This is a genomic window from Chryseobacterium suipulveris (assembly GCF_022811685.1).
GTDB classification, from domain to species: Bacteria; Bacteroidota; Bacteroidia; order Flavobacteriales; family Weeksellaceae; genus Kaistella; species Kaistella suipulveris.
Map to the genome: position 1 here is coordinate 2,155,253 of NZ_CP094532.1, position 23,603 is coordinate 2,178,855.

At 40.7% G+C, this 23,603-nt stretch carries 21 protein-coding genes; 13 read left to right on the top strand and 8 right to left on the bottom strand.

Annotated features, from left to right (window positions below; genetic code table 11):
- Positions 1-36: 36 nt before the first annotated feature.
- From MTP09_RS10125 to MTP09_RS10180, 12 genes are all read left to right on the top strand, one after another.
- Positions 37-666, top strand: a complete 630-nt coding sequence (locus MTP09_RS10125) for an NUDIX hydrolase (protein WP_243548290.1) — start codon at positions 37-39, stop codon at positions 664-666.
- 26 nt (positions 667-692) lie between these two features.
- Positions 693-1,493: a lysophospholipid acyltransferase family protein gene (locus tag MTP09_RS10130; protein ID WP_243548291.1), complete on the top strand. Its 801-nt coding sequence runs from the start codon at positions 693-695 to the stop codon at positions 1,491-1,493.
- Between the two features lie 120 nt (positions 1,494-1,613).
- Positions 1,614-2,063: a hypothetical protein gene (locus MTP09_RS10135; protein WP_243548292.1), complete on the top strand. Its 450-nt coding sequence runs from the start codon at positions 1,614-1,616 to the stop codon at positions 2,061-2,063.
- Between the two features lie 5 nt (positions 2,064-2,068).
- A complete protein-coding gene (locus MTP09_RS10140) occupies positions 2,069-2,611 on the top strand; it encodes a hypothetical protein (protein ID WP_243548293.1) in 543 nt (180 codons plus the stop codon).
- A 536-nt stretch (positions 2,612-3,147) separates the two neighbouring features.
- Complete coding sequence (locus MTP09_RS10145; RefSeq protein WP_243548294.1) at positions 3,148-4,335, top strand: homogentisate 1,2-dioxygenase; 1,188 nt, start codon at positions 3,148-3,150, stop codon at positions 4,333-4,335.
- A 245-nt stretch (positions 4,336-4,580) separates the two neighbouring features.
- Positions 4,581-5,861, top strand: coding sequence for an acetyl-CoA hydrolase/transferase family protein (locus tag MTP09_RS10150; RefSeq protein ID WP_243548295.1), 1,281 nt, complete (start codon positions 4,581-4,583; stop codon positions 5,859-5,861).
- A 335-nt stretch (positions 5,862-6,196) separates the two neighbouring features.
- A complete protein-coding gene (locus MTP09_RS10155) occupies positions 6,197-6,439 on the top strand; it encodes a hypothetical protein (protein ID WP_243548296.1) in 243 nt (80 codons plus the stop codon).
- A gap of 216 nt (positions 6,440-6,655) precedes the next feature.
- Positions 6,656-7,786 carry a 4-hydroxyphenylpyruvate dioxygenase gene (gene hppD, locus MTP09_RS10160; RefSeq protein ID WP_243548297.1) on the top strand — a complete coding sequence of 377 codons (1,131 nt, stop codon included), beginning with the start codon at positions 6,656-6,658 and terminating at the stop codon, positions 7,784-7,786.
- A 30-nt stretch (positions 7,787-7,816) separates the two neighbouring features.
- Positions 7,817-8,278, top strand: coding sequence for a hypothetical protein (locus MTP09_RS10165; protein ID WP_243548298.1), 462 nt, complete (start codon positions 7,817-7,819; stop codon positions 8,276-8,278).
- 60 nt (positions 8,279-8,338) lie between these two features.
- Positions 8,339-9,586: a fumarylacetoacetase gene (gene fahA / locus MTP09_RS10170; protein WP_243548299.1), complete on the top strand. Its 1,248-nt coding sequence runs from the start codon at positions 8,339-8,341 to the stop codon at positions 9,584-9,586.
- A 24-nt stretch (positions 9,587-9,610) separates the two neighbouring features.
- On the top strand, positions 9,611-10,015 hold the full coding sequence (locus tag MTP09_RS10175) for a GxxExxY protein (protein WP_243548300.1): 405 nt from the start codon (positions 9,611-9,613) through the stop codon (positions 10,013-10,015).
- A 528-nt stretch (positions 10,016-10,543) separates the two neighbouring features.
- Entirely contained in the window at positions 10,544-11,365 is an 822-nt protein-coding gene (locus tag MTP09_RS10180; RefSeq protein ID WP_243548301.1) for a flavin reductase family protein, read from the top strand.
- Here MTP09_RS10180 and MTP09_RS10185 read toward each other — a convergent pair.
- Entirely contained in the window at positions 11,357-12,208 is an 852-nt protein-coding gene (locus MTP09_RS10185; RefSeq protein ID WP_243548302.1) for an alpha/beta hydrolase family protein, read from the bottom strand. The genes MTP09_RS10180 and MTP09_RS10185 overlap by 9 nt on opposite strands.
- 107 nt (positions 12,209-12,315) lie before the next feature.
- Between MTP09_RS10185 and MTP09_RS10190 the strand changes: the two genes are divergently transcribed.
- A complete protein-coding gene (locus MTP09_RS10190; RefSeq protein ID WP_243548303.1) occupies positions 12,316-12,804 on the top strand; it encodes a hypothetical protein in 489 nt (162 codons plus the stop codon).
- A gap of 140 nt (positions 12,805-12,944) precedes the next feature.
- Here the strand turns inward: MTP09_RS10190 and MTP09_RS10195 are convergent, their stop codons facing one another.
- The 7 genes from MTP09_RS10195 to MTP09_RS10225 form a co-directional block, all read right to left on the bottom strand.
- Positions 12,945-15,023, bottom strand: coding sequence for a M13 family metallopeptidase (locus MTP09_RS10195; RefSeq protein ID WP_243548304.1), 2,079 nt, complete (start codon positions 15,021-15,023; stop codon positions 12,945-12,947).
- 316 nt (positions 15,024-15,339) lie between these two features.
- Positions 15,340-17,430 carry a M13 family metallopeptidase gene (locus tag MTP09_RS10200; protein ID WP_243548305.1) on the bottom strand — a complete coding sequence of 697 codons (2,091 nt, stop codon included), beginning with the start codon at positions 17,428-17,430 and terminating at the stop codon, positions 15,340-15,342.
- A 523-nt stretch (positions 17,431-17,953) separates the two neighbouring features.
- On the bottom strand, positions 17,954-18,355 hold the full coding sequence (locus tag MTP09_RS10205) for an HIRAN domain-containing protein (protein ID WP_243548306.1): 402 nt from the start codon (positions 18,353-18,355) through the stop codon (positions 17,954-17,956).
- On the bottom strand, positions 18,336-19,124 hold the full coding sequence (locus tag MTP09_RS10210; protein ID WP_243548307.1) for a J domain-containing protein: 789 nt from the start codon (positions 19,122-19,124) through the stop codon (positions 18,336-18,338). The genes MTP09_RS10205 and MTP09_RS10210 overlap by 20 nt, the downstream gene beginning before the upstream one ends.
- Positions 19,125-19,491: 367 nt before the next feature.
- On the bottom strand, positions 19,492-22,629 hold the full coding sequence (locus MTP09_RS10215) for a type I restriction endonuclease subunit R (RefSeq protein WP_243548308.1): 3,138 nt from the start codon (positions 22,627-22,629) through the stop codon (positions 19,492-19,494).
- Positions 22,630-22,671: 42 nt separating this feature from the next.
- On the bottom strand, positions 22,672-23,388 hold the full coding sequence (locus tag MTP09_RS10220; RefSeq protein WP_243548309.1) for a transposase: 717 nt from the start codon (positions 23,386-23,388) through the stop codon (positions 22,672-22,674).
- Between the two features lie 51 nt (positions 23,389-23,439).
- Positions 23,440-23,586, bottom strand: a complete 147-nt coding sequence (locus tag MTP09_RS10225) for a hypothetical protein (RefSeq protein WP_243548310.1) — start codon at positions 23,584-23,586, stop codon at positions 23,440-23,442.
- Between the last annotated feature and the right edge of the window lie 17 nt (positions 23,587-23,603).

A 23,603-nucleotide genomic window follows, 5' to 3' on the forward strand; every position in this document is an offset into this window, starting at 1 on the left:
AAACACTTTCAATACGCATTTCCGTAAATTTGTGGTATGGAAATTTTTGGAAGAGATTTACTGCAGAAAATCAAGGAAGCGGAACTCCACGGTGAAAATGCGCACGCCATTTATTCGCCTCCTTACCGACCGCTTTTCACCTACGAGGAAATCCTCACGAAAAACCCCAAATTTGCCGCCGTCAATATTCTGCTATACCTGAAGGACAACGAATGGTGGTTTCCGCTTATTGTGAGAAGTACCAACGAACACGACCGACACAGCGGACAGATCTCGCTTCCTGGCGGAAAAAAAGAGGAAAGCGATGTCGATTTTGCAGCGACCGCAAAACGGGAAACCTCCGAAGAAATGGGAATCGACGAGCATTACGTGAGAATCATCCGCGAACTGTCGCCGATCTATATTCCGCCGAGCAATTTCTATGTTCGTCCGTATATTTCATACACGAAGAAAAATCCGAAATTCATCCTTCAGGAAACCGAAGCGGTCGAGCTGATCGAGTTCCCCGTTTCATCATTGCTGAATCTCATCGAAAAGCCAGAAATGATGGCACTCCCAAGTTCACGCGGTGTGCAAGTTCCCGTCATCAATTTCAACAATTATTTGGTTTGGGGAGCGACTTCAATGATTTTAAGTGAATTCAGCCAATTATTGAAAAATTTGTAAATTCGCAGATTATGTGTAATTGATCAATGGCGAAGAAAAACATCTTTACCGACGCGTTCGGAACCCTGTACTTCCTGAAACGCACCATCATTTTCGTACTGGGAATTGTTTCTTACCGAAGGTTCAACGGTTTCAACAAACTGAAGATCACGGGAACCGAACATCTTGTGGACTTACCCGATTCCAACGTACTTTTCGTGTCGAACCACCAAACTTATTTCGCAGATGTTGCAGCGATGTATCACGCTTTCTGTGCGGTAAACAACGGCTATCTCAACACCATTAAAAACCCGATTTATCTGCTGAATCCAAAAGTCGATTTCTATTACGTTGCCGCGGAAGAGACGATGAATAAAGGATTGATGACCAAACTTTTCAAATTGGCGGGAGCGGTGACGGTGAAAAGAACTTGGCGCGCAGAAGGTCAGAATGTCAACCGAATGGTCGATCTCACCGAGGTTGAAAATATTATGAAAGCGCTCGACAACGGTTGGGTGATCACTTTTCCGCAGGGAACAACTTCCGCATTTGCGCAGGGAAGAAAAGGAACCGCGAAACTGGTGAAAAATCAGCGGCCGATTGTGGTTCCGATAAAGATCAACGGATTCCGAAGAGCTTTCGACAAAAAAGGATTGCGCGTGAAAGTTACCGGAGTGCGACCAACAATGGAATTTAAGAAACCTCTGGATATCGATTACGACCACGACGACGCACAAACGATTCTGCACAAAATAATGGTTGCCATCGAACAGACCGAAGATTTCAACCTTTTACACGAATACGACCTCGAACTAAAATCACAAAAATCTGAAGAGAAGACTACTTAAATTGGGTTAAAACTGATTCCGTAGAAAATAATTTTACATAAGAATGTCAATCTTTCATTGCGTTTACACCCAGTTTGGTGGAATTTTTGAACTCACTTTTTACATTAAAAATCTTTAAAAATGAAAAAAATCATCGCGCTCTTCGTTTTTGCAGTTCTCTTAGTTTCGTGCAACTCCCACAAGAAATATTCGGATTTCGACTACAGTTTCTCCCGAAGCGGCGGTTATGCACCAACTTACGAAAACTTCCTGATCAAGGGAAACAACGCCCATTATTCATTTGAAGGGCAAGGAAAAAATATTAAAAAAGATTTCAAGGTAACCAACGAAGAAATCGGCAGAATCGAAAAGGCGCTCACCGACAATAAATTCCGCACGATCCGTGAAGACCTGAAGAAAGTGTACGACAATGTCACCACTTCGATCAACGTGAAAGTCGGCAATAATTCGGGAAGCAAGAACGACGGTTCATTTATTATGGAAAACGACCGTCAACGTTGGGAAAATATTGTGAATACATTCCGCCAACTGATTGACTCAAAAATCGGGAGTACCGCCGAAACCAAATAACTGAAATGACGCTATTCCCGGGATTCCTACAATACGCCGAAAACAAAACCCGTGTTCTTGTTTTTTCTTCAAATACTTCAGCTGCCGATCTTTTGAAAAGTGTGCTGAATTTCAACGGAAAGGATTTTGATTTTTTTTCGGGAGAAGGAAGCACGGATTTTAACGACAGTGATTTCGTCATTTTTGAAACTGAAGATTCAAACGAAGCTTCAGATTTTAATCCAAACATTGTTTTGGTGACGGAAGAAATTGCTGCAGAAAAACTACAACCCGTTCTCGAAAATATTGTTGCGGGAGGCGTTCTCATCTATCCTGTAGAATTCTCCGACGTTGTGGAAAGCACCTCCAACTATTTCCGAAAACTTCCTTTCGAGAAAATCCAGTTTGAAACTTCTGGCGACAACTTCATTATTAAAACGGAAATCGGCGACATTCCTTTAAATTCTAAAAACCAACAACAGCTTCTCAACATTAACGGAATCAAAATTCTCGCACAGCAATTCGGTGTAATGGAAAGCGAGTTTTACGAAGCGGCGATGGAGTTTTAGGAAAAAGCTCTATAGTTTTTGAATCTCGTCTTACTCAAAAACCACAAAGTTTTTCTTGTGAAAGTATCATATTTCGAAGCCAAAGAACTTGTTGAGTAAGCGTTCGCTTCATCAATCCATCTTTGATGGAAAAATCTTTGCCCACTAAAGAAATAAGTTGAATCTCAAAAAACTTTGCGTTTTACTTTTAGCAGCTTTCCACCATTTTTTCAGTATTTCTCACTTTTATGAGGTCAAACGTATTAAAGAGACAAATTCATAAAACCACAAAAGCCGCAAAAGAATAGTGCTTAAATACTATACCTAAAGAGTTTCAAATTATGCTTTAGCAGATAACAAAAGAAAAAATCTTCGATTTTTTGAACTTTTGTGTCATCAAAGATTATTATGGTTCAACTTAATAATTATTATTTGACAGCAAGCTATTGCAACTTTTGTGGTTAAGATTTTATGCGTTTGACTTGTCACTTTTATTTAATGGTTTTCCCATTGCCGAGAAAAATCGTATTTTTACGTGAATCAATAAAAGGAGTATAATGAGATACCACCAATCGGGAAAAATCCCCCAGAAGAGACACACCGTTTTCAAGTCCGACAACGACAAATTTTATTACGAGCAGCTTTTTGGCACCGAAGGTTTCCACGGGATTTCTTCGCTTCTTTACCATATTCACCGACCAACGCAGATCAAATCCATCAGCAAACCAAAAGATGTGACCCCGAAAATCGCGGTCGATAAAAACGTGACTCCAAGAATGTTTAAAGGGATGAACGTAACTGCCGAAGACGACTTCCTCGACAGCAGAAAAATCCTGATGCTGAACAACGACCTGAAAATGGGACTTGCAAAGCCAAAAAAATCCACCGACTACTTCTATAAAAACGCGGAATGCGACGAGCTTCTTTTCATCCACGAAGGAAGCGGGACGCTGAAAACTTTCGTTGGAGAACTGAAATTTTCTGTTGGCGATTATCTGATTATTCCACGCGGAACGATTTACCAGGTGGAGCTCGACACCGAAAAAAATGTGATGCTCGTTTTAGAAGCACACTCCCCGATTTATACACCGAAACGTTACCGAAACGAATTCGGGCAGCTTCTGGAACATTCCCCATTTTGTGAAAGAGATATCGAAGCCCCGACTTTTGTAGAGCCAAAAGACGAGCAGGGAGAATTTTTAATTAAAGTAAAAAAGGAAAACCAAATTTGGGATTTCATCTATGCGACGCATCCTTTCGATGTGGTTGGATGGGACGGATATTTTTACCCCTATAAATTCAACATCAAAAACTTCGAACCGATTACGGGGCGGGTTCATTTGCCGCCGCCGATTCACCAAAATTTCGAAGGACACAATTTCGTGGTATGCTCTTTTGTAGCGCGACTTTACGATTATCATCCGCTTGCGATTCCTGCTCCGTACAACCACTCCAATATCGATTCCGACGAAGTTCTCTTCTACACCGAAGGAGATTTCATGAGCAGGAACCACATCGATTTGATGGATTTCACGCTGCATCCGGGTGGAATTGTTCACGGTCCACATCCAGGTGCGATGGAACGGAGTATCGGCAAAAAATTTACTGAAGAATATGCGGTGATGGTCGATCCTTTCCGCCCATTAAAATTAACGGAAGAAGCTTTGAAAGTGGAAGACAAAACCTATTACGCTTCCTGGCTTGAAACGCCTGAAAATCATTTGGGAGACCGCAGTCAGGAATAGGTTGAGGTTAAGGTTGAGGTTAAGGTTGAGGTTGAGGTTGAGGTTGAGCAATCTATTGAAAACAAAAAGGTTCAGGGTTTTTCTGAATCTTTTTTTGATATTGAGATTTTCTAAATTTTCTATTTTAAACATAAGATTCTCCGAGCAATCAACCATTAATTGACAAAATTCATCTTTCAAACCTTGGTTAAAAATTGTATTTTTGGGAACATTATAAGGTTAAATTCAAATAAAAAAATACTGGAATGATTAATTACGTAAGCGCTGAAGAAGCCGTATCGTTGGTTAAAAGTGGCGACAGAATTTTCGGACACGGCAGTGCGTGTACCCCAAATCTTTTCTACGATGAACTCGCAAAGCAATCTTCGCGGCTGAAAGATGTGGAGCTCGTCTCGATCACGCAACAAGGCAATGTGGAAATCGCAAAACCTGAGTATAAAGACAGTTTCTTTGTGAAGTCGCTTTTCACTTCTACTCCGGTTCGTGAAGCGGTAAACAGCGAGAGAGGGGATTTTGTGCCGATCTTTTTGAGTGAAATCCCTTTCCTTTTCAAAAACGGAATCCTTCCGCTGGATGTGGCAATGGTGACGGTTTCACCACCCGACAGTCACGGTTACTGCTCGTTGGGAACTTCGGTGGACGTGGCGAGAGGAGCGGTAGATACTGCAAAAAAAATCATCGCAATCGTAAATCCGAAAATGCCGAGAACTCACGGCGACGGAATGATCCACTACAGCAGAATCCACAAAATGGTTTGGAATGATGAGGAGTTGATGACCTTAGATTACGGCGCGAAAGTAACCGATATCGAAATGCAGATCGGTAAAAACGTAGCCGAACTTGTTGACGACAAGGCGACATTACAAATGGGAATCGGAACTATTCCTGATGCGGTTTTGAAATGTCTCGGAAACCACAAAGACCTCGGAGTACATACGGAAATGTTGAGCGACGGTATTATCGATTTGATTCTAAACGACGTGGTGAACAATAAATTCAAAGGAACCCACCTGAACAGAACCATTACGAGTTTCTGTTTCGGAACGAAAAAGCTGTACGATTTTGTGGACAACAATCCTTCCATCGCGTTTATGGATGTGCAGCACGTGAACTTCCCGATCAATATTATGAAGAACAAGAAAATGCACGCCATCAATTCTGCAATCGAAATCGATTTGACGGGACAGGTTTGTGCTGACTCGATCGGAACTTACCAGTTCTCGGGAATCGGCGGACAAATGGACTTCATGCGTGGAGCCGCACTTTCAGAAGGCGGAAAACCAATTATGGCAATCTCGTCCCGAACCAACAAAGGCGTTCCGAGAATCGTTCCTTTCCTGAAACAAGGAGCGGGAGTGGTGACGACGAGAGGACACATTCATTACGTTTGTACCGAGTACGGAACCGTAAACCTTTACGGAAAGAGTTTAAGGGAACGTGCAAAAGCACTCATCGGAATTGCGCATCCGGATGACAGAGAAGCGCTTGACAGAGCAGCTTTTGAAAGGTTTAAATGTGAGCTTTAGTTTTTTCATAAATAATCCCGGAAGATCATTCTCCGGGATTTTTTCTTACGGATTGAAAATAGGACTTTAAACTTCTTTAGTTTTATTTATCTTTATTCAACCAAATTCAGATGAATGAACGATTTTGAAAATTTGATGAATTTTGCCCAGAAAGAATTCAGCTTCAACGAAAATGAAATCCGAATGATTGGCAATTTTTTCCAGAAGGAAACTTTCAAAAAAAAATGAAACCATTTTACATGCGGCTGAAATTTGCCAAAAGATATACTTCGTCAACAATGTAATTTTGCGAACATTCCACACCAATCAGAACGGACAGAAATTTACCCGTCTGATTGTCCCCGAAAATAATTTCTGCACGATTCTGCTCAGTTTTTTCCGAAAAAATCGAAAGTCCCGCTACAATTCAGGCGTTGGAAAACATTGAAGCAATAAGCATAAAACAGGGAGATTTTCAGGACTTCATTGCCAAATCTACCAACGCGAAAAATATGTACACCAAGATCTGGAGGATTTTCAGAATTACCAAATCCGAAGAATTGAGTTTCTCACCCAATTTACACCGCAGGAAAAAGTAGAAATCTTTCTGAAAGAAAACAGCGAGTGGAAAACCCGGCTGAAAGACAAAATCAACGCGTCGTATCTGCAGATCACGCCCGAAACCTACTCGCGATGCAAGAAGATTGTAAAATCCTGAGCGGATGAGTGCGTTTAATTTTTGTGACTTCAACCTTTAACAAAACGCAAAATTTTTCTTATCTTGGCGAAAGTAAATTTCTTATAAAAAAAGTATAATGTCAACACTCACTTTCGCTGAAAAAATCGCACAGGCAGAGAATTTCCTGCCCATCAATGGAACGGACTACATCGAATTCTATGTCGGAAACGCAAAACAGGCAGCACATTACTACAAAACCGCGTTCGGTTTTCAGTCGGTTGCTTATGCAGGTCCCGAAACCGGAGTTCGCGACCGCGCTTCCTATGTTGTGCAACAAGGGAAAATCCGTTTGGTTTTAACTTCAGGTTTAAAGTCGGATTCACCGATTTGCGAGCACCAGAAAAAACATGGCGACGGTGTGAAAATCCTTGCACTTTGGGTAGATGACGCCTATTCTGCATTTGAGGAAACCGTAAAACGTGGCGGAAAACCTTACATGGAGCCAAAAACCATCACCGATGAATTTGGCGAGGTGCGCATGTCGGGAATCTATACTTACGGTGAAACCGTGCACATGTTTATCGAAAGAAAAAACTACACCGGACCTTTTATGCCCGGTTACGAAAAATGGGAAAGCGACTACAATCCATCCGATGTGGGACTTCTGTATGTTGATCACTGCGTAGGAAACGTGGGTTGGGACAGAATGCTTCCTGTGGTAAAATGGTACGAAGATGTGATGGGGTTTGTAAACATCCTGAGTTTTGACGACAAGCAAATCAACACCGAATATTCCGCTTTGATGTCGAAAGTGATGAGTAACGGAAACGGTTACGCAAAATTCCCGATCAACGAACCCGCCGAAGGAAAGAAAAAATCCCAGGTTGAGGAATACCTTGACTTCTACGAAGAAGAAGGAGTTCAACACATCGCGGTTGCAACTAAAGACATCATCAAAACCGTGACTGAACTGAAAGCAAGAGGTGTAGAATTTTTGTCGGCTCCACCTGAAGCTTACTACGAAATGATTCCTGAACGAGTGGGTGAAATCGACGAAGACATCAAAAAACTTGCAGACCTTGGAATTTTGGTGGATTGCGACGAGGAAGGTTACCTGCTCCAGATTTTCACCAAACCGGTTGAAGACCGACCTACCCTTTTCTACGAAATCATCGAGAGACACGGCGCACAAAGTTTCGGCGCTGGAAACTTCAAGGCGCTGTTTGAAGCACTGGAAAGAGAACAGGCGAAAAGAGGGAATCTTTAATCCAAAAACCGTTTTAATCTACCATTCTTAATGAAGAAGAAGCTTTTCGCGTTCACACTTTTTTTACTCTTTTTCGGTTTAAAGGCGCAGTATGCATCGTTAAATGAAATCCTTAACCGGCTTGAAGAAAGACGCGGCATTAAACAGGATCTGCAGAACATCAACCTTGACGACACCAAGTTTGTTTTGATCAAAGATTTCGCCGACCATACCGAAAGAAACTTCATCGTGTTGAAAGGAAACAAGGCGACCTACGTGGAAATGTTTGACGACAAATCCAACGGAGAAACCACTTCGAATGTCTTTTCCGGCGATGTGGTGCGGTCCAAACACAATATCATCTCATTAAGAGCTGATAAGCTGGAAGGTCAGAAAATTCCGATTCCGGTAACCAAGACTCTGCTTCTGACAAAACAGAAAAAAATCGTTTACCTGATCGACGTCAATTCCAAAGAACGGTGGATTGAGGAAAGTGCGGTTAACAGAAAATAAGTCCCAAAAAGGTTCAGTCCTGTTCAGTGGGATTGAACCTTCAACTTTAAATAAACAATTATGAAATCTTTCGTGAATTATCCTGAAAATTCAGATTTTTCAATCCATAATATTCCTTTTGGTGTTGCAGTATTTAACAAAGAATATATCGCCTGCTGTACAAGAATTGGCGATATGGTGATTGATTTGGCAACACTTTACGACTATGGTTTTTTTGACGATATCGAAGGTTTGGACGACAATGTTTTCGAGGCCTATACTTTAAACGAATTCATCGAACTCGGAAAACCTGTTACGAATGCCGTTCGCGAGAGAATCCAGGAACTTTTGGATGAAGAGTCCAAACTGGCGAGAGACGAAAAAACCATTGAAGAGTGCTTCTATAACCTGGATCAGGTGAAAATGATGATGCCGGTTCACGTTCCGAACTATACCGATTTTTACAGCAGCATCGAGCATGCGACGAATGTGGGGAAAATGTTCCGCGATCCTGCAAACGCGCTGCTTCCGAACTGGAAACACCTTCCGGTGGGATATCACGGTAGAGCTTCGTCAATTGTGGTTTCGGGATCTGAAATTCATCGCCCGAAAGGTCAGATGAAACCTGCAGATGCGGAAAAACCAATTTTCGGACCTTCAAAACAACTCGACTTTGAGCTGGAAATGGCATTTATCGTCAACAAAAATACCGAGATGGGTGAAAGTATTTCAACCGCTGAAGCTGAAGACGCCATTTTCGGAATGGTTCTGTTTAATGACTGGTCTGCACGAGATATCCAGAGTTGGGAATATGTTCCGCTCGGACCGTTTCTCGGTAAAAATTTCGGAAGTTCCGTTTCACCTTGGGTGGTGACTTTGGAAGCTTTGAATCCGTTCCGGGTTTCGTCGCCGACGCAAGACCCTGAGGTTTTGGATTATCTGAAATTTGAGGGTGACAAGAATTTCGACATCAATCTCGAAGTCTATCTGCAACCAGAAAATGGCGATGAAAACCTGATCTGCAAATCCAACTACAAATTTATGTACTGGAATATGGCACAGCAATTGGCGCACCACACCGTGAATGGCTGTAATGTGGAAGTAGGCGATATGTACGCATCGGGAACGATTTCAGGTAAAGACGAAAATTCTTTTGGTTCAATGCTCGAACTGACTTGGCGCGGACAAAACCCATTGAAACTCAACAATAGGACTGAAAGAAAATTCATCGAAGACAATGACACGGTCATCATGCGCGGTTACGCTGAGAAAAACGGAGTCCGTGTAGGTTTCGGTGAGGTTTCAGGAAAAATCTTGCCTGCTAACTAGTACTAACAATCAAAAACTAATACAATGACACAAGCAGACATTGACCAACTGACTTATAAAATTAATGGTGCACTCATAGAAGTTCACAAAATAATGGGACCTGGGCTTTTGGAAAGTGTTTATCAAAAATGTTTGGAAGAAGAATTCAGATTGAGGGGAATTGAATTTGTTTCACAAATGAAAGTTGCCATTTCCTATAAAGGAAAAGAACTATTTTGCGATTTTTTCTGTGATTTCCTAATTGAAGACTGTATCGTGATCGAAATAAAATCGGTTTCAGAATTCAGTGATATTCATCGGGCGCAAATATTAAATTATATCAATCTGATGAAAAAACCAAAAGGAATTTTGGTTAATTTCAATGTTAAAAATATTATGCATCAAGGACACGAAACTTATGTGAATGATTATTACAGAAGGTTGTATTAAAGATTAAACCACAAAGTCACAAAGAATATTGTTTGATTTTTATGACTTTGCAGTTAGCAACAAAAGAATTCAAATTATTTTTCTGATGTATTTTTCAGAATTATGATGCCGGATTTTCTTTGTGACTTTGTGGTTAAAAAAAGTATAATTCTTAGTTTAGATTTTCTGACTGATTCTAAAGAATTATGACTACAAATTTTTTATTTTGTTCCTTAGTGGTTTATGGTTCTAAATAATTAAATGTTTAAAATAAAGAATACTACAGAAAGTTGTATTAAAAATTAAAACCACAAAGTCACAAAGAATGTTTTTCATTTTTGTAATATTATCGTAAGACAAATATTTCCTCAAATCTGATTTTCTGACTTTTTTTCAGAATTTAGATTAGAGATTTCTTCTTTGTGACTTTGTGGTTAAACAGCGAAATTCTTAGTTTCGATTTTTTGACTGATTCTAAGGAATTTTAATGTCTTTTTTTCTTTGTGACTTTGTGGTTTATTCTCCTTATAAATTTGATGGTTTAAAAAAATGAAAACAATTTCCCCTAAAGATTTAAATAATTTACAACTTCAAACACTTTTGCAGACGGCGATTGCACCACGTCCGATTGCATTGGCTTCAACTGTCGATAAAGACGGAAATGTGAATTTGAGCCCGTTCAGTTTTTTCAATCTGTTCAGCTCTAATCCGCCGGTGGTGATTTTCTCGCCCGCAAGAAGAGTGCGCGACAATACCACGAAACACACGTTAGAAAACGTTCTGGAAGTTCCCGAAGTCGTGATCGGAATTGTAAATTTCAAAATCGTGCAGCAGATTTCTTTGGCCTCAACCGAATACGAGAAGGAAGTCAATGAGTTTACAAAATCGGGATTGACCATGAAAGAAGCCGATTTGGTAAAACCGAAACTCATCGAAGAATGCCCTGTAAATCTCGAATGTAAAGTCCTTGAAGTAAAACATTTAGGGACTGAAGGCGGCGCAGGAAATTTAGTGATTTGCGAAGTCATCAAGATTCATGTTCTCGAAGAATATCTGAACGATTCAGGGAGTCTCGACCAGCTCAAACTTGATTTGGTGGCACGTCTCGGTGGAAACTGGTACTCACGAAATAATGAGAATAACCTGTTCGAAGTTCCGAAACCTTTAGTAACAAAAGGAATCGGTTTCGATTTGTTGCCTGATGAAATCAAGTTCAGCAAAGTATTTACAGGCAACGATTTGGGAATGTTGGCCAACGTGGAACAGCTTCCAGAAGGGAATTTTTGCCCCGAAGAATCGACACACACTGAAGCGCAGAAACACCTTCTTGAAAGCAGAATCGAGGAAGCTTGGAAAACTCTCCTAAAGTAAATCGAAATTATTATTCAAGAAAATGATTATTTCTTGAACTGCTTTTTGCAAGTCTTTTGGCATAAGATCTTCTGTCCACGGTTCCTTTGCGCCGAAAGTGTGATTGGCGTTTTCGAGAATCGCGAGCTCTGAATTTTTGCACCAATCATTGAGTAGAAAAGCTTCATTGTCTTTCACCGCTTCATCGTCAGTTCCTTGAATTATCAAAAAAGGTTTCTCTAAATGCTGTGCTGCATACTGAATGTTGAAACGCTGTTCATTGGCTTTGTAATCTTCAAAAAACTGGAAATAATGCGGCATCATCTGTTTTGTTCTGCCGTTTTCGGAATACATCACCCCTGATTTTTCCCACTCTTCCATTCTTTCGCCAGAAGGAAAACGGTACCCGAAATGGCTCACTCCCGCCAAAGTTACTAACGCTTTAATTCTTTCGTCTTCAAATGCTTTGATGACAGAAATTCCGCCGCCGCGACTGTGACCGATGATGGCGGTTTTGTTTTTGTCGATTTTCGGATTATCGTAGAAATGGTCGAGAACCGCATCGTAATCCGACATTTCCTTGGTAAAATTGTTATTTCCAAAAGCTTCAAGATCGCCAAATTCTGAGGGACTTTCCACCGTGGTTCCGTTGTGCGAGAAATTAAACTTCACAAAGAAGAAACCTGCTTCAGCAAATTTTTCCGCCATTAAATTCCATGCACCCCAATCTTTGTATCCTTTGTAACCATGGGCAAAAATCACGAGCGGGAGTTTTTCGGAAGTTTCGGGATAGAAAGCGTCTGCAAGGAAATCCTTAGTTTCAGGATTTTTGATGATGGTGTTTTTTTCTTTTACGATATTCATGAATTAAAGATAATGAAAAAATGAAATCTTGATTTGAATCATCTTTCGGAGATTATAAAATGTCTAATTTTATCCGAGTTAAAGTTTAACTTTATCTCATTATCACGATGAAAAAAATTTATCTATTATTACTGCTTTCATTTTCAAGTCTTGTTTTTTCTCAGAACAACGAGGTGAAATTTAATCTTGCAAAGTTGCTTGATCTAAGTTATGAAAGAAAACTTTCGCATCATTTCTCGGCGGGAATGCATCTGGGAACGGGAATTGTCAGGCAACAGGATGTGAGAAACCGTTTATTTTTAAAATCATTTGGACGGTACTATTTCTTAAACAATCAGGATTTCAGCAAACTTTACACACAGTTTTCGGTGGTTTATTTTCACGACGAATATTTTCCTTCGAAAGATCCAAACATCAGTCATTCCGTTGGATTATACGACGAGTTAGGAATTACAGGTGGAATAGGCTACAAGTTTTTAATCATAAAAAAATTTACGATTGATATTTATGCAGATCTCGGAATTGAGTTGCTGCATCCTAAAGCATTACTTCCACTCGTTGCCGATGGCGGATTAAATTTTGGGTACCGATTTTAGAAAATAATTAGTGCTAATATGAAATTTTTATTTTTATTTTTTTCATACTTAATTTTCTGTTTTCCATACACTTATTGATAAAGTTCAAAATTTAAGTATAAAAACCCCTCTCTGCAAAAGAAAGGGATTTGTTTATTATTTTACCAAATTTTAATTCTTTCATTCGGCGCTTTATACAGCTTGTCGCCTGGTTTGATGTCGAACGCTTTATAGAAAGAGTCCAGATTGACCAACGGTCCGAAACTTCTGAAATATCCCGGCGAATGCGGGTCGGTCTTCACGAGGTTTACCATAAACTGGTCGGTTGATTTGGTGCGCCAAACGGTTGCCCAACTCATAAAGAATCGCTGATCCTGATTGTAACCGCTGATTTTTCCTGGGTCACCGTGGTCTTTCAAATACATTTGAAGTGCGGTATGTGCAACTGCAACTCCACCTAAATCCGCAATATTTTCGCCGCTGGTGAATTTCCCATTTACGAAACTTCCTTTTACTGGCTCATATTTATCGTATTGAGCGGCAAGTTGTGCCACTTTTGCGTCGAAGTTTTTTCGGTCTGCGTCGGTCCACCAATTGTTAAGGTTTCCGTCGCCATCGAATCTGGAGCCAGAATCATCAAAACCGTGGGAAATTTCATGACCGATTACCGCACCAATTCCACCAAAATTTACCGCTGGATCTGCCTTAAAGTTGAAAAACGGCGGCTGAAGAATCGCAGCAGGAAACACGATTTCGTTGTTGGAGCCGCTGTAATAAGCGTTCACCGTTTGAGGCGACATTCCCCATTCAGTTTTGTCAACTGGTTTGCCTATTTTCGCTAAGTTTCTCTGGTAATTCCATTTCGAGATTTTGTCGCGGTTGGCGTAGTAAGTTCCACCTTGCGAAGGGGCAACTAACTGAAGTTTCGAGTAATCTCTCCACTTGTCGGGATAAGCGATTTTTACACCAAATTTTAAGAGTTTTTCCTGCGCCTTCACTTTGGTTGTTGCCGACATCCAATCCAAATTATCGATATGTGCTTTGAATGCTTTCTTCAGATAACTGATGTAATCCTCCATTTTAGTTTTAGCTTCAGCAGGAAAATATTTTTCCACATATAATTTCCCGAAAGCTTCACCTAAAGTTCCGTTGACCACAGAAAGTCCACGCTTTTCCATCGATCGTTGCTCTTTCTGACCCTGAAGATATTTGGAGTAGAAATCGAATTTCATCGTGTCGAGTTTGGTGTCCAGATTGGTCGCATTGTCGTTCAGCAGCTGGAACTTCATATACTCCTTGATGAGCGGAAGTGTTCTTTCGTTCATCCATTTGTCCATATTTTGGTAATATTTGAGCTCGGTTACAATTACCTTGTCTGTGTTTACTCCTGCACTCTTAAGATATGCTGGTAAATCGACGTGAGTAACGAGTGTTGAAAGTTCCTTAACCGATTTCGGGTTGTAGCGCAGATTCGCATTTCTCCCCTGTTCCAAAGTCAATAAATCTGCGGCAAGCTGCTTTTCAAATGCCACGACGCGCATTGCTGTCTGCTTCGAAGTTTTGTCGCCCAACACATCAAACATTGACGCTACATAATCGGTATATGCCGCTAAAGTCTTGGTATTGGCTTCGTTCTCTTTCTGATAATAATCTTTACCCAAACCTAAAGACGGACCACCGAGATAAACCGCGTTCATTACGGAGTTTTTCATATCTGCACTTACTCTCCATTGGTAAAGCGGATTGTCGCCACTCTTTGTCGCCTCGATCAAATACTTTTGCAGATCAGCGACCGATTTCAGGTTATCGATTTTCGCAATTTCTGGTTTAATGGGGTTGAGTCCGTCTGCATCTCTTTTGTTCCAGTCCACAAAACTTTCGTAGAGCGCCTGGATTTTCTGACCCTCTGAATTGGGGGCAAATTTTTCTGAAAGGATTTTATACAGGATGTCGAGTGATGCATTGTCAACTTCTTCCCTTAAAACATTGAAACTTCCCCAACTTGTCTTGTCGGAAGGAATTTCGGTGGTCTTCATCCAGTTTCCATTCACATAATTGTAGAAATCATTTTGCGGGCGAACCGAGGTGTCCATATATGAAAGGTTGATTCCCTCATCTTTTACGGATGGGTTTGATGGAGCGTTCTGTTCTGTTTTGGTTTCGGCAGTTTTTGCTGTCGTGCAGGAATTCAGAAATACAATTCCCGAAAGCGCCAGTAAGCTGATGGTGATCTTTTTCATTTAAATCTATTTAAGTCTGTTTCAAATATAATGAATTTCAGGGAAAAGCTTGCTGAACAAGTAAGACGCATTTTTAATCTAACCACAAAAGTCACAAAAGCGCAGAAAATCCAACTGGTCTTCTTCAAGCAGGGAATTTTTTCTTTTTTATCTGTTTTGAAATTCTTTAGATATAGTTATTACTTTGTGACTTTTGTGGTTTTAATGAGTTTGATGTGACTTGCAAAAAAAAAGGAAACCTCATAGGTTTTCGAAACCTATGAGGTTTAGGAATTTCAAAAAAAATCACCCAAAATTAATTGAGTGATTTAATTGTTTACCAGATCTTGATTCTGTCTTCTGGTTTTTTGTAATGTTTATCTCCCTGCTTTACATCAAACGCGTTGTAGAAAGCATCGGTGTTTACAAGCGGTCCAAATGCGCGATACAATCCTGGTGCGTGTTCGTTGGTCTTGATTTGGTTAATGAGCGCTGCTTCTTTTTGCAAAGTTCTCCAAACAGTTGCCCAACTCATAAAGAACCGCTGACTCTGTGTGTAACCACTGATCAAACCAGGGTTTCCGTGATCTTTAAGATACATTTGTAGTGCGTCGTAAGAAATATTCACACCTCCCAAATCTGCAATATTTTCACCATTGGTAAATTCACCGTTTACAAAAGTTCCTTTTACAGGTTCATACGTGTTGTACTGTGCAGCGAGGGATTTTGTGGCTTTCTCGAAATTGGCTTTGTCCTCTGCAGTCCACCAATCAACCAGATTTCCATCTGCGTCAAACTGTGCTCCTGAATCATCGAAACCGTGCGTCATTTCGTGACCAATCACCGCTCCGATTCCACCGAAGTTTACGGCAGCATCGGCATTTGGATTAAAGAACGGCGGTTGCAGAATAGCAGCTGGGAACACAATCTCGTTGTTCAGAGGATTGTAATATGCGTTCACCGTTTGCGGCGTCATTCCCCATTCTGTGCGGTCCACAGGTTTTCCGATTTTATCCAGATCCTTTTGATATTGCCAAGCGGTAACATTTTGGAGATTCTTGTACAAAGTTCCTCCGTTTGCTTCCGATTGAATCTGGAGTTTGGAGTAATCTTTCCATTTGTCGGGATAAGCAACTTTCACCGTAAACTTGTTGAGTTTGTTCATTGCTTTTTCCTTCGTAACTGGCGACATCCAAGTAAGATTATTGATGTGGGAAGCGAAACTTTTCTTTAGATAACCGATGAGTTCCACCATCTGTGCTTTCGCTTCTGAAGGGAAATATTTGTCCACATACAGTTTTCCAAACGCTTCACCCAAAGTTCCGTTGATCAGCTGGTACGCTCTTTTGTTTTGCGCCCTTTGTTCCTGCTGTCCGTTCAGATATTTTCCGTAGAAGGCAAACTTCTTGTCATCCAGATCTTTCGACAAATAACTTGCGCTTCCCGAAAGCAAATGATATTTCATATAATCTTTAATCAAAGGAATATTTTTAGCAGCGATGAACTTGTCTAAATTCTTGTAATATTTCAGTTCACCCACAATAACTTTATCGCTATTCACGCCAACAGAAGTCAGATATTTCGGTAAGTCAATATTCTTCACCAAAGTTTTCAGCTGCGGCATCGTCTGTGGATTATACTGCAAAGTGGCGTCACGAATCTGCTCGTTGGTCAAAAAAGTTTGCGCCATACTCTTCTCGAAATTCACGATATTTTGCGCCACCGCTGCAGAGTTTTTATATGCTAAAACATCCAGCATTCCTGCAACGAATTTGGTATATTCCGCTAAAGTTTCGGTATTTTTCGGATTCACTTTTTGGTAATAATCCCTTCCCAAACCTAAGGAAGCGTCACCCAAATAAACCGCATTCATTTTAGAATCTTTTAAATCGGGATAAACCGCCCACGAATAAAAAGGATTTTCACCGTTTTTGGTCGCTTCGATCAAATAATTCTGCAGATCGGCAACAGATTTTATCGCATCAATTTTTGCCAAATCAGACTTGATGGGCGAAATTCCATCCGCGTTTCTCTTACCCATATCCATATAGGTTGCGTACAGATCCTGGATCTTCTTGCCTTCGCTTCCCTCCGCAAATTTATCGTTGAGCAGCGAGTTGAGAATCGTCATCGAGTTGTTGTCGGTATCTTCAGCCAATTTGTTGAAGCTTCCCCACGTTGATTTGTCTGCGGGGATTTTAGCCGTTTTCATCCAACTTCCGTTCACGTAATTGTAGAAGTCATCTTGCGGACGAACCGACTTGTCCATTGTCGATAGATCCAGACCTTTTTCTTGAATTGTGGCTACTTCTTTCACCGGAGTTTCAGGAGTTTGAGGGGTTTGTGGCGGTGTCGAAACTTTGGTTGCACAGGAATTCAGTGCGATAATTCCAGCCAAAGCGAGGATACCGATATTGAGTTTTTTCATTGAGAATGATGTTTAATTTGCGATAAGTCTAATGTTGCTAAAAAGTGTTACAGAAAATATTTGATGATGGAAATTACTTTCAGAAATGCTGCTGCTCATTTATCGTTCAATAGTTGCATTTAACTGCAATTATAAGATCGTTATCAAGATCTAAACCTCAACATTGTAGTGATTAATAAAACCCAATTTTCCTCTCTTCACTTTTCCAACACGTTGAAATTTATCTTTGTTTCCATAATTGCAAGATTTGATGATGCAAAGATTGTTCGCCATAACGACAAAGGATGTCGCGATAAAAAAATATTGAAGCGGATGGTCAATTTGCTACGCAGTGAATTTCTACGAGTGAATTTCTGCGAGTGAATTTATTTTCCCAACCTGAAACTTGAAATGCAAAGCATTCACGAACTCAATTTAAAAAATAAATAAAATTGTGAGTAAACCTGCAACTTGAAACTTGGAACTCGAAACTTGGAACAACTGCAACACCTTGCACCAACTGCACCCTGCACCAACCCCGCATCTACGCCTTAATACTCGTCTCAATCTCGATTTCCAGCCAATTGTTCTGCTCGTTCCATTTTTTGGAAACCACTTTGGTGCTGAATTCTTTCCCCGCATCCATTAAGCGTGCGATGACTTCATTCTGCGTTCTCGGCAAATAACCTATTTTGCTGTCGTCGAGAAAAAGGGCAACTGCGAATTTATCGTATTTGTTTTCGGGTTCGCGAACCATCTGAAGACGCATGTCTTTCTTGACCAATGGCTCAAATTCCTCGGGTTCGTAATACATGGTTCCGGCAACTTTGGTTTCGAGCACCACAATATCGCGGAGCAGTACGTTCAGGTTGAGCGTTCCTGCACCGAGCAAAGTCGCCATTCCCTTTGCGGGTTGGATCAGAAAATTATTGTCCGCCATGGTCATGGATCATTTTTTCAAATTTAGCGATTAATTCCTGAAGGTAAACATCGTGTTGCTCGATCTCCGCCTCTATTTTTGCGGTTTCTGCGGAAATGAGCTCGTTGTCATTGAGGAGCGTTTCAATCGTGTAGGGAAAAGTGTTCTTTAATGCCAAGGTTTTTTCATCGAGTGCACGAATGCTTTCTTTAAGGAAATCAACCTTTTTCTGAAGTTCTTCCTCGCTTTGTTCGTCGGCAGGTTTCAGATGAGCGAGAACATCGGCGTACACAATTTCTATAGATTTCAGCGTGTCGATGTCTCCCGCAACATAAGCGTCGCGAACACGGAGCCACAATTCCTGCAGCTGCTCTGTGTTTTCTGCCACCACATCGGGATGCAGTTTTTTCGCCAGTTGGCGGTACGTTTCTTTCAGTTCTGTGGGATCGGCAATGAACACGAGATTTTTTAAATAATCTTGTGCCGCAACAACTTGTTCTTTCTGTTTCAGGATGGCTTCTCTTTGCTCGGTCATTTCCACCAGTACTTTTGCATTAATCAAAGCGATGCTCGGAACTTCCTTCTTGTTGATGGCAGCATTGAACTCCTCTATTTTCCGCTGCATTGCCTTTATTTCCAGCTGAAGGTTCAGCAGATCGATTCTGCGGTTTCCGATTTTGGTCATGAACCTTGCTTCCAGTTCACTTTTTCCCGTCCCAGAAAGATAGCGGTATTTCTCATCCTTTTCGATGAAGGTGTTGGTGAGGAGGTGGAGTTGGTCGCTAAGATTATTCATTTGATATTCTTCAATTTAATTAAAAAGTGGTTTTTAGACAAATGTCAAAAGTGAATTTGGGGCGCGGTGAATTTCTTTGAGTGAATTTCTACGAGTCAATTTTTTCACTACCTCAAACTTGAAATGCGAAGCATTCACGAACTCAATTTAAAAAATAAATAAAATTGTGAGTAAACTTGAAACTTGAAATGCGAAGCATTCACGAACTCAAATAAAAAAATAAAAAAAATTGTGAGTAAACTTGAAACATGAAACTTGGGACTTAAACCAATTGCACCTCTGAACCATTGCAATCTTTAATCTTATACTTTCTTCACTCTGCTGTTAAAAAACTGGTGAAACTTCTCGATCCATTCATGTATCGTTGTTATTCTCTATACCTCCTAAAATTCTCCGCCTGCTCAAAAATCTCCTTATACACTTCATCTCTCGTTACCGGTGGATATTTGTGTTCAGCGAGTTTCAGGATGAGATCGACTTTCAGTTCGGCCTTGATGTCTTCGCGTTCGCTCCAGTCGGTGTATTTGGCTTTATCGTCAACGATTATCTTGATGTCTTTTGCTAAAGCAATCAAGCTTTCTTCGGAATACTCGAATTTATACTTGTCGCGGATGTCTTTCAGAATGTCGTAAAATGACTTTTCTTCGAAATCGATTCCCATTTTCTCGAATGAGTACTTTTCTTCTTTCAAATCACGGAGTAAATCTGCCATTTGTCCGGCCAAATCATCCAAAACATCATTCGCCAAAACCATATCTTCACTTCGTTCATTGTATTTATCGACAATATTCTGGAGGCGTTTGCTGAAATCGACTCCCTTAATCTTATTGACTTTCTTGAAATCATCAATGGCCATTTTCAAAAGCCGCTGCAGAATTTTGATTTTGGTATTCGGCAGTTTTATGCGATTGATTCGCTCCAAATATTCTTCCCCGAAAATATCAATCTTTTCCCCTGCATTTTCATCCATTTTAAAAACTTCTTCCACACCGTCGCTTTGAATGGCTTCTTCCACCATTTTCGCAACTCTGGCATTCATTTGTGCAATATCGGGAGCTTCCTTTTTGGTCAGTTTGTAAATAATGGAACGGATCGCCGTGAAATAATGAATCTCATCCACTTCTTCCCTGCTGAACGCATCGGATGAACAGCAAATATTATAGGCCTCCTTCATTTTCTTCACGATGCGCATAAAGCGTTTTTCCAAATCTTCGGTGGTCTGCACAAATTCAGCGGCGAGATTCAGGTTTTCCAGTTTCTGAACCGGACTTCCCTCAAAGTAAGGTTTCGAATTAAAATGATGGAACAGTTTTCTCAGCAAATCCAACTGGTCTTTCACAATCGCAATGGCTTTTTCGATATCCTCAAATTCATTTTGATCGGCATTGTTGAATTTAGCCAATGCAAAGTTCATATTGTTTTTGATGCCGATATAATCAATCACCAAACCTTTATCTTTTCCTTTGAACTTTCTGTTGACGCGGGAAATGGTCTGAATCAATGAATGTTCCTGAATCGGTTTATCAATATAGATGCTGTCCAGAAACGGCACATCAAATCCTGTTAACCACATATCGACGACAATCGCAATTTTGAAATTAGATTTCTCCTGCTTAAACTGACGGTCGAGCTCCTTGCGGTCATCTTTAGTACCCAAAAGTTTGTAAAGGTCTTCATCATCATCTTTATCCCGCGTCATCACCATATTGACTTTCGCAATCGGTTTCAGGGTTTTCTTTTCTTTTTCTGTCAGTTCTGCACCGTCTTCATGCGGTTTTATTTCTCCCCATTCCGGACGAAGCTCCAAAAGTTTTTTATAAAACGCATATGCAATTTCACGGCTCGAGGTAACAAACATCGCCTTTCCGCAAACGGTTGCTCCTTCTTTTACACGACCTTCATAATGATTCACAAAGTCATTTGCCACAGCTCTCAACCGGTCATCATCTCCCAAAACAGCATTTAGTCCGGTGGTGGCTTTTTTACTTTCCTCCACTTGGTATTCACTGGAACCTTCGGCAACGCACATATTGTAGTAATCCTCAATCTCTTTCAGTTTCTGCGATTCCAAAATTACTTTTGCGGCTCTGCCTTCATAAACAATGCGCACCGTAATTTCGTCCTGCACCGATTCGTTCATCGTGTAAGCATCAACCACTTCACCAAAAACTTCCATCGTTTTATCAATTGGTGTTCCGGTAAAACCAACATAAGTTGCATTCGGTAATGATTGATGAAGATAATACGCAAAACCATATCCGGTGCGCACTTCATCCTCCGTAATTTTCAGTTTTTTATCGAGGTTGATTTGCGAACGGTGGGCTTCATCCGAAATACAGACAATATTGCTACGCTCCGAAAGCAGTTCGGTATCTTCGGTGAACTTGTGAATGGTGGTGAGAAAAACGCCTCCACTTTCCCTGCCTTTCAGTTGGTTTCTGAGATCTTCACGAGAACTGACACTCACAATATGATTGTCGCCAATAAAAGCTTTGGCATTGGTAAATGTTTCCGAAAGCTGGTCGTCCAGATCGGTGCGGTCGGTAATCAGGATGATGGTTGGACTTGCCATTTCCGTACTGCGCATCAAAAGCCGCGAAAGATAAAGCATCGTATAACTTTTGCCGCAACCTGTCGCTCCGAAATAGGTTCCGCCTTTTCCGTCACCTTCGGGTTTTCGGTGGTTCAGGATGTTGTGATACAGTTTCCGTGAAGCGTAATACTGCGGATATCGGCAAACGATTTTCTCTTGCTTCTTACTCGTATCCGGGAAATAAATAAAATTCTGAATCACATCCCGAAGCCGGTTTTTGTTGAACAGTCCTTTCACCATCGTATAAAGCGAGGCAATCCCGTCTTTGGAAATCGTTTCATCGCTTTCTGCTCTGCGCCAACCGTAGAAAAATTCATACGGCGCAAACATAGAGCCCGCCTTGTTGTTCACGCCATCGCTGAGTACCAGAAACGCATTGTATTTCAGCAGTTCGGGAATATCACGTTTGTAGCGTACCGTGAGCTGTTTGTAGGCATCGTGAATGGTGGTGTTTTCCTGAATCGCGGTTTTGAACTCGAAAATTACCAAAGGAATTCCGTTGATGTACAGAATGCCGTCGGGAATTCTTTTCTCGCTGCCTTTTATTTCCAGGTGGTTCACAAAACGGTAGATGTTCTCATCTTTTTCTGAGTAATCAATCAGCTGAATGAACAAATCTTTTTTGGAAGCGTCTTCTCTTTTCTGGGTAAAACCGTCTGAAATTAAACGGATGATATCCCGGTTGCTTTCATACAGTGCCGAAGCCGAAAAATATTCCAGTTTCAGAATAATCTGTTGGATTTCGTTGGGCGTGATATCGTGGTATTGGCTGTACAGAAAGTTTTTCAGGTCGTCTTTCAGCAGCACTTCTTCCAGCGTTTTATGAATCTGCAACCCCGAAGTATGCGGAATACCCTGCTCCTCTAAAAGAGCAATAACGCTTTGTTCTAACTGGGCTTCGGTGAATTTCATTAGCACGTAATTTTATTTATATTCTTTTCCATAGAATAATTTTCATGAGAAGAATTTATCATCTTTCCAATTTTTAGGATTGTTGATAATATAATTTTTGATCCTTTCAAATTCGCCATCATCACGAACAATATGGTCGTGAAATCGGGATTGCCATCCGAATACAATATCATTCTCGTTCGCGTATTTTGTTATGGCAGATTTCAAACTGCCTATTGCAACAGATAATAAACCTTTGCGTTTTGAAATATCCTGCATTTTTTTGTTGACGATGTTTTCTGGATTTATTTCGGAAATTTCGTTTTTTTTCGTTTCGTCAATTTCGATTAATAAATGTAAATGGTTGGGCATGATGATATATTCAATCACGTTTGCATACCGATTGTGATTTGCCAAATTGATTATGCAATCATTGGTATAATTTGCAATTTCCGTCGGCTGTAGAAACGGCGCATGCGCCGTTTCATTTTCGTGCGCCGTTTCATTTCTATGCGCCGTTTCATTTCCATGCGCCGTTTCATTTCCATGCGCCGTTTCGTTTTCGTGCGCCGTTTCATTTCCATGCGCCGTTTCGTTTTCGTGCGCCGTTTCGTTTGGAATCGGGGCATGCCCCGATTCTACGCGCCCCGTTTGTACAATTTCCCCAAAATAATGCATCCGATATTTGGTGCAAATGGTAATGAAATAAATGCCGCCATTGTAATCGTGCCATTTGGCACGTGCAGATCCAATTCGATATTTATTTCGGAATTTTTCCATTTTTTATTTTGTTGTTTTAATTGCGTTTGATTGATTTGTTTTTGATTTTTTTCATTTTTGTAGAAACGGGGCATGCCCCGTTTCTACAAAAATCCCCGTTTCTACAAAAATCCCCGTTTCTACAAAAATCCCCGTTTCTACAAAAATCCCCGTTTCTACAAAAATCAACCCCGTTCCACGACAAACGTTATTAATCATAAAATCATTTTTTATTT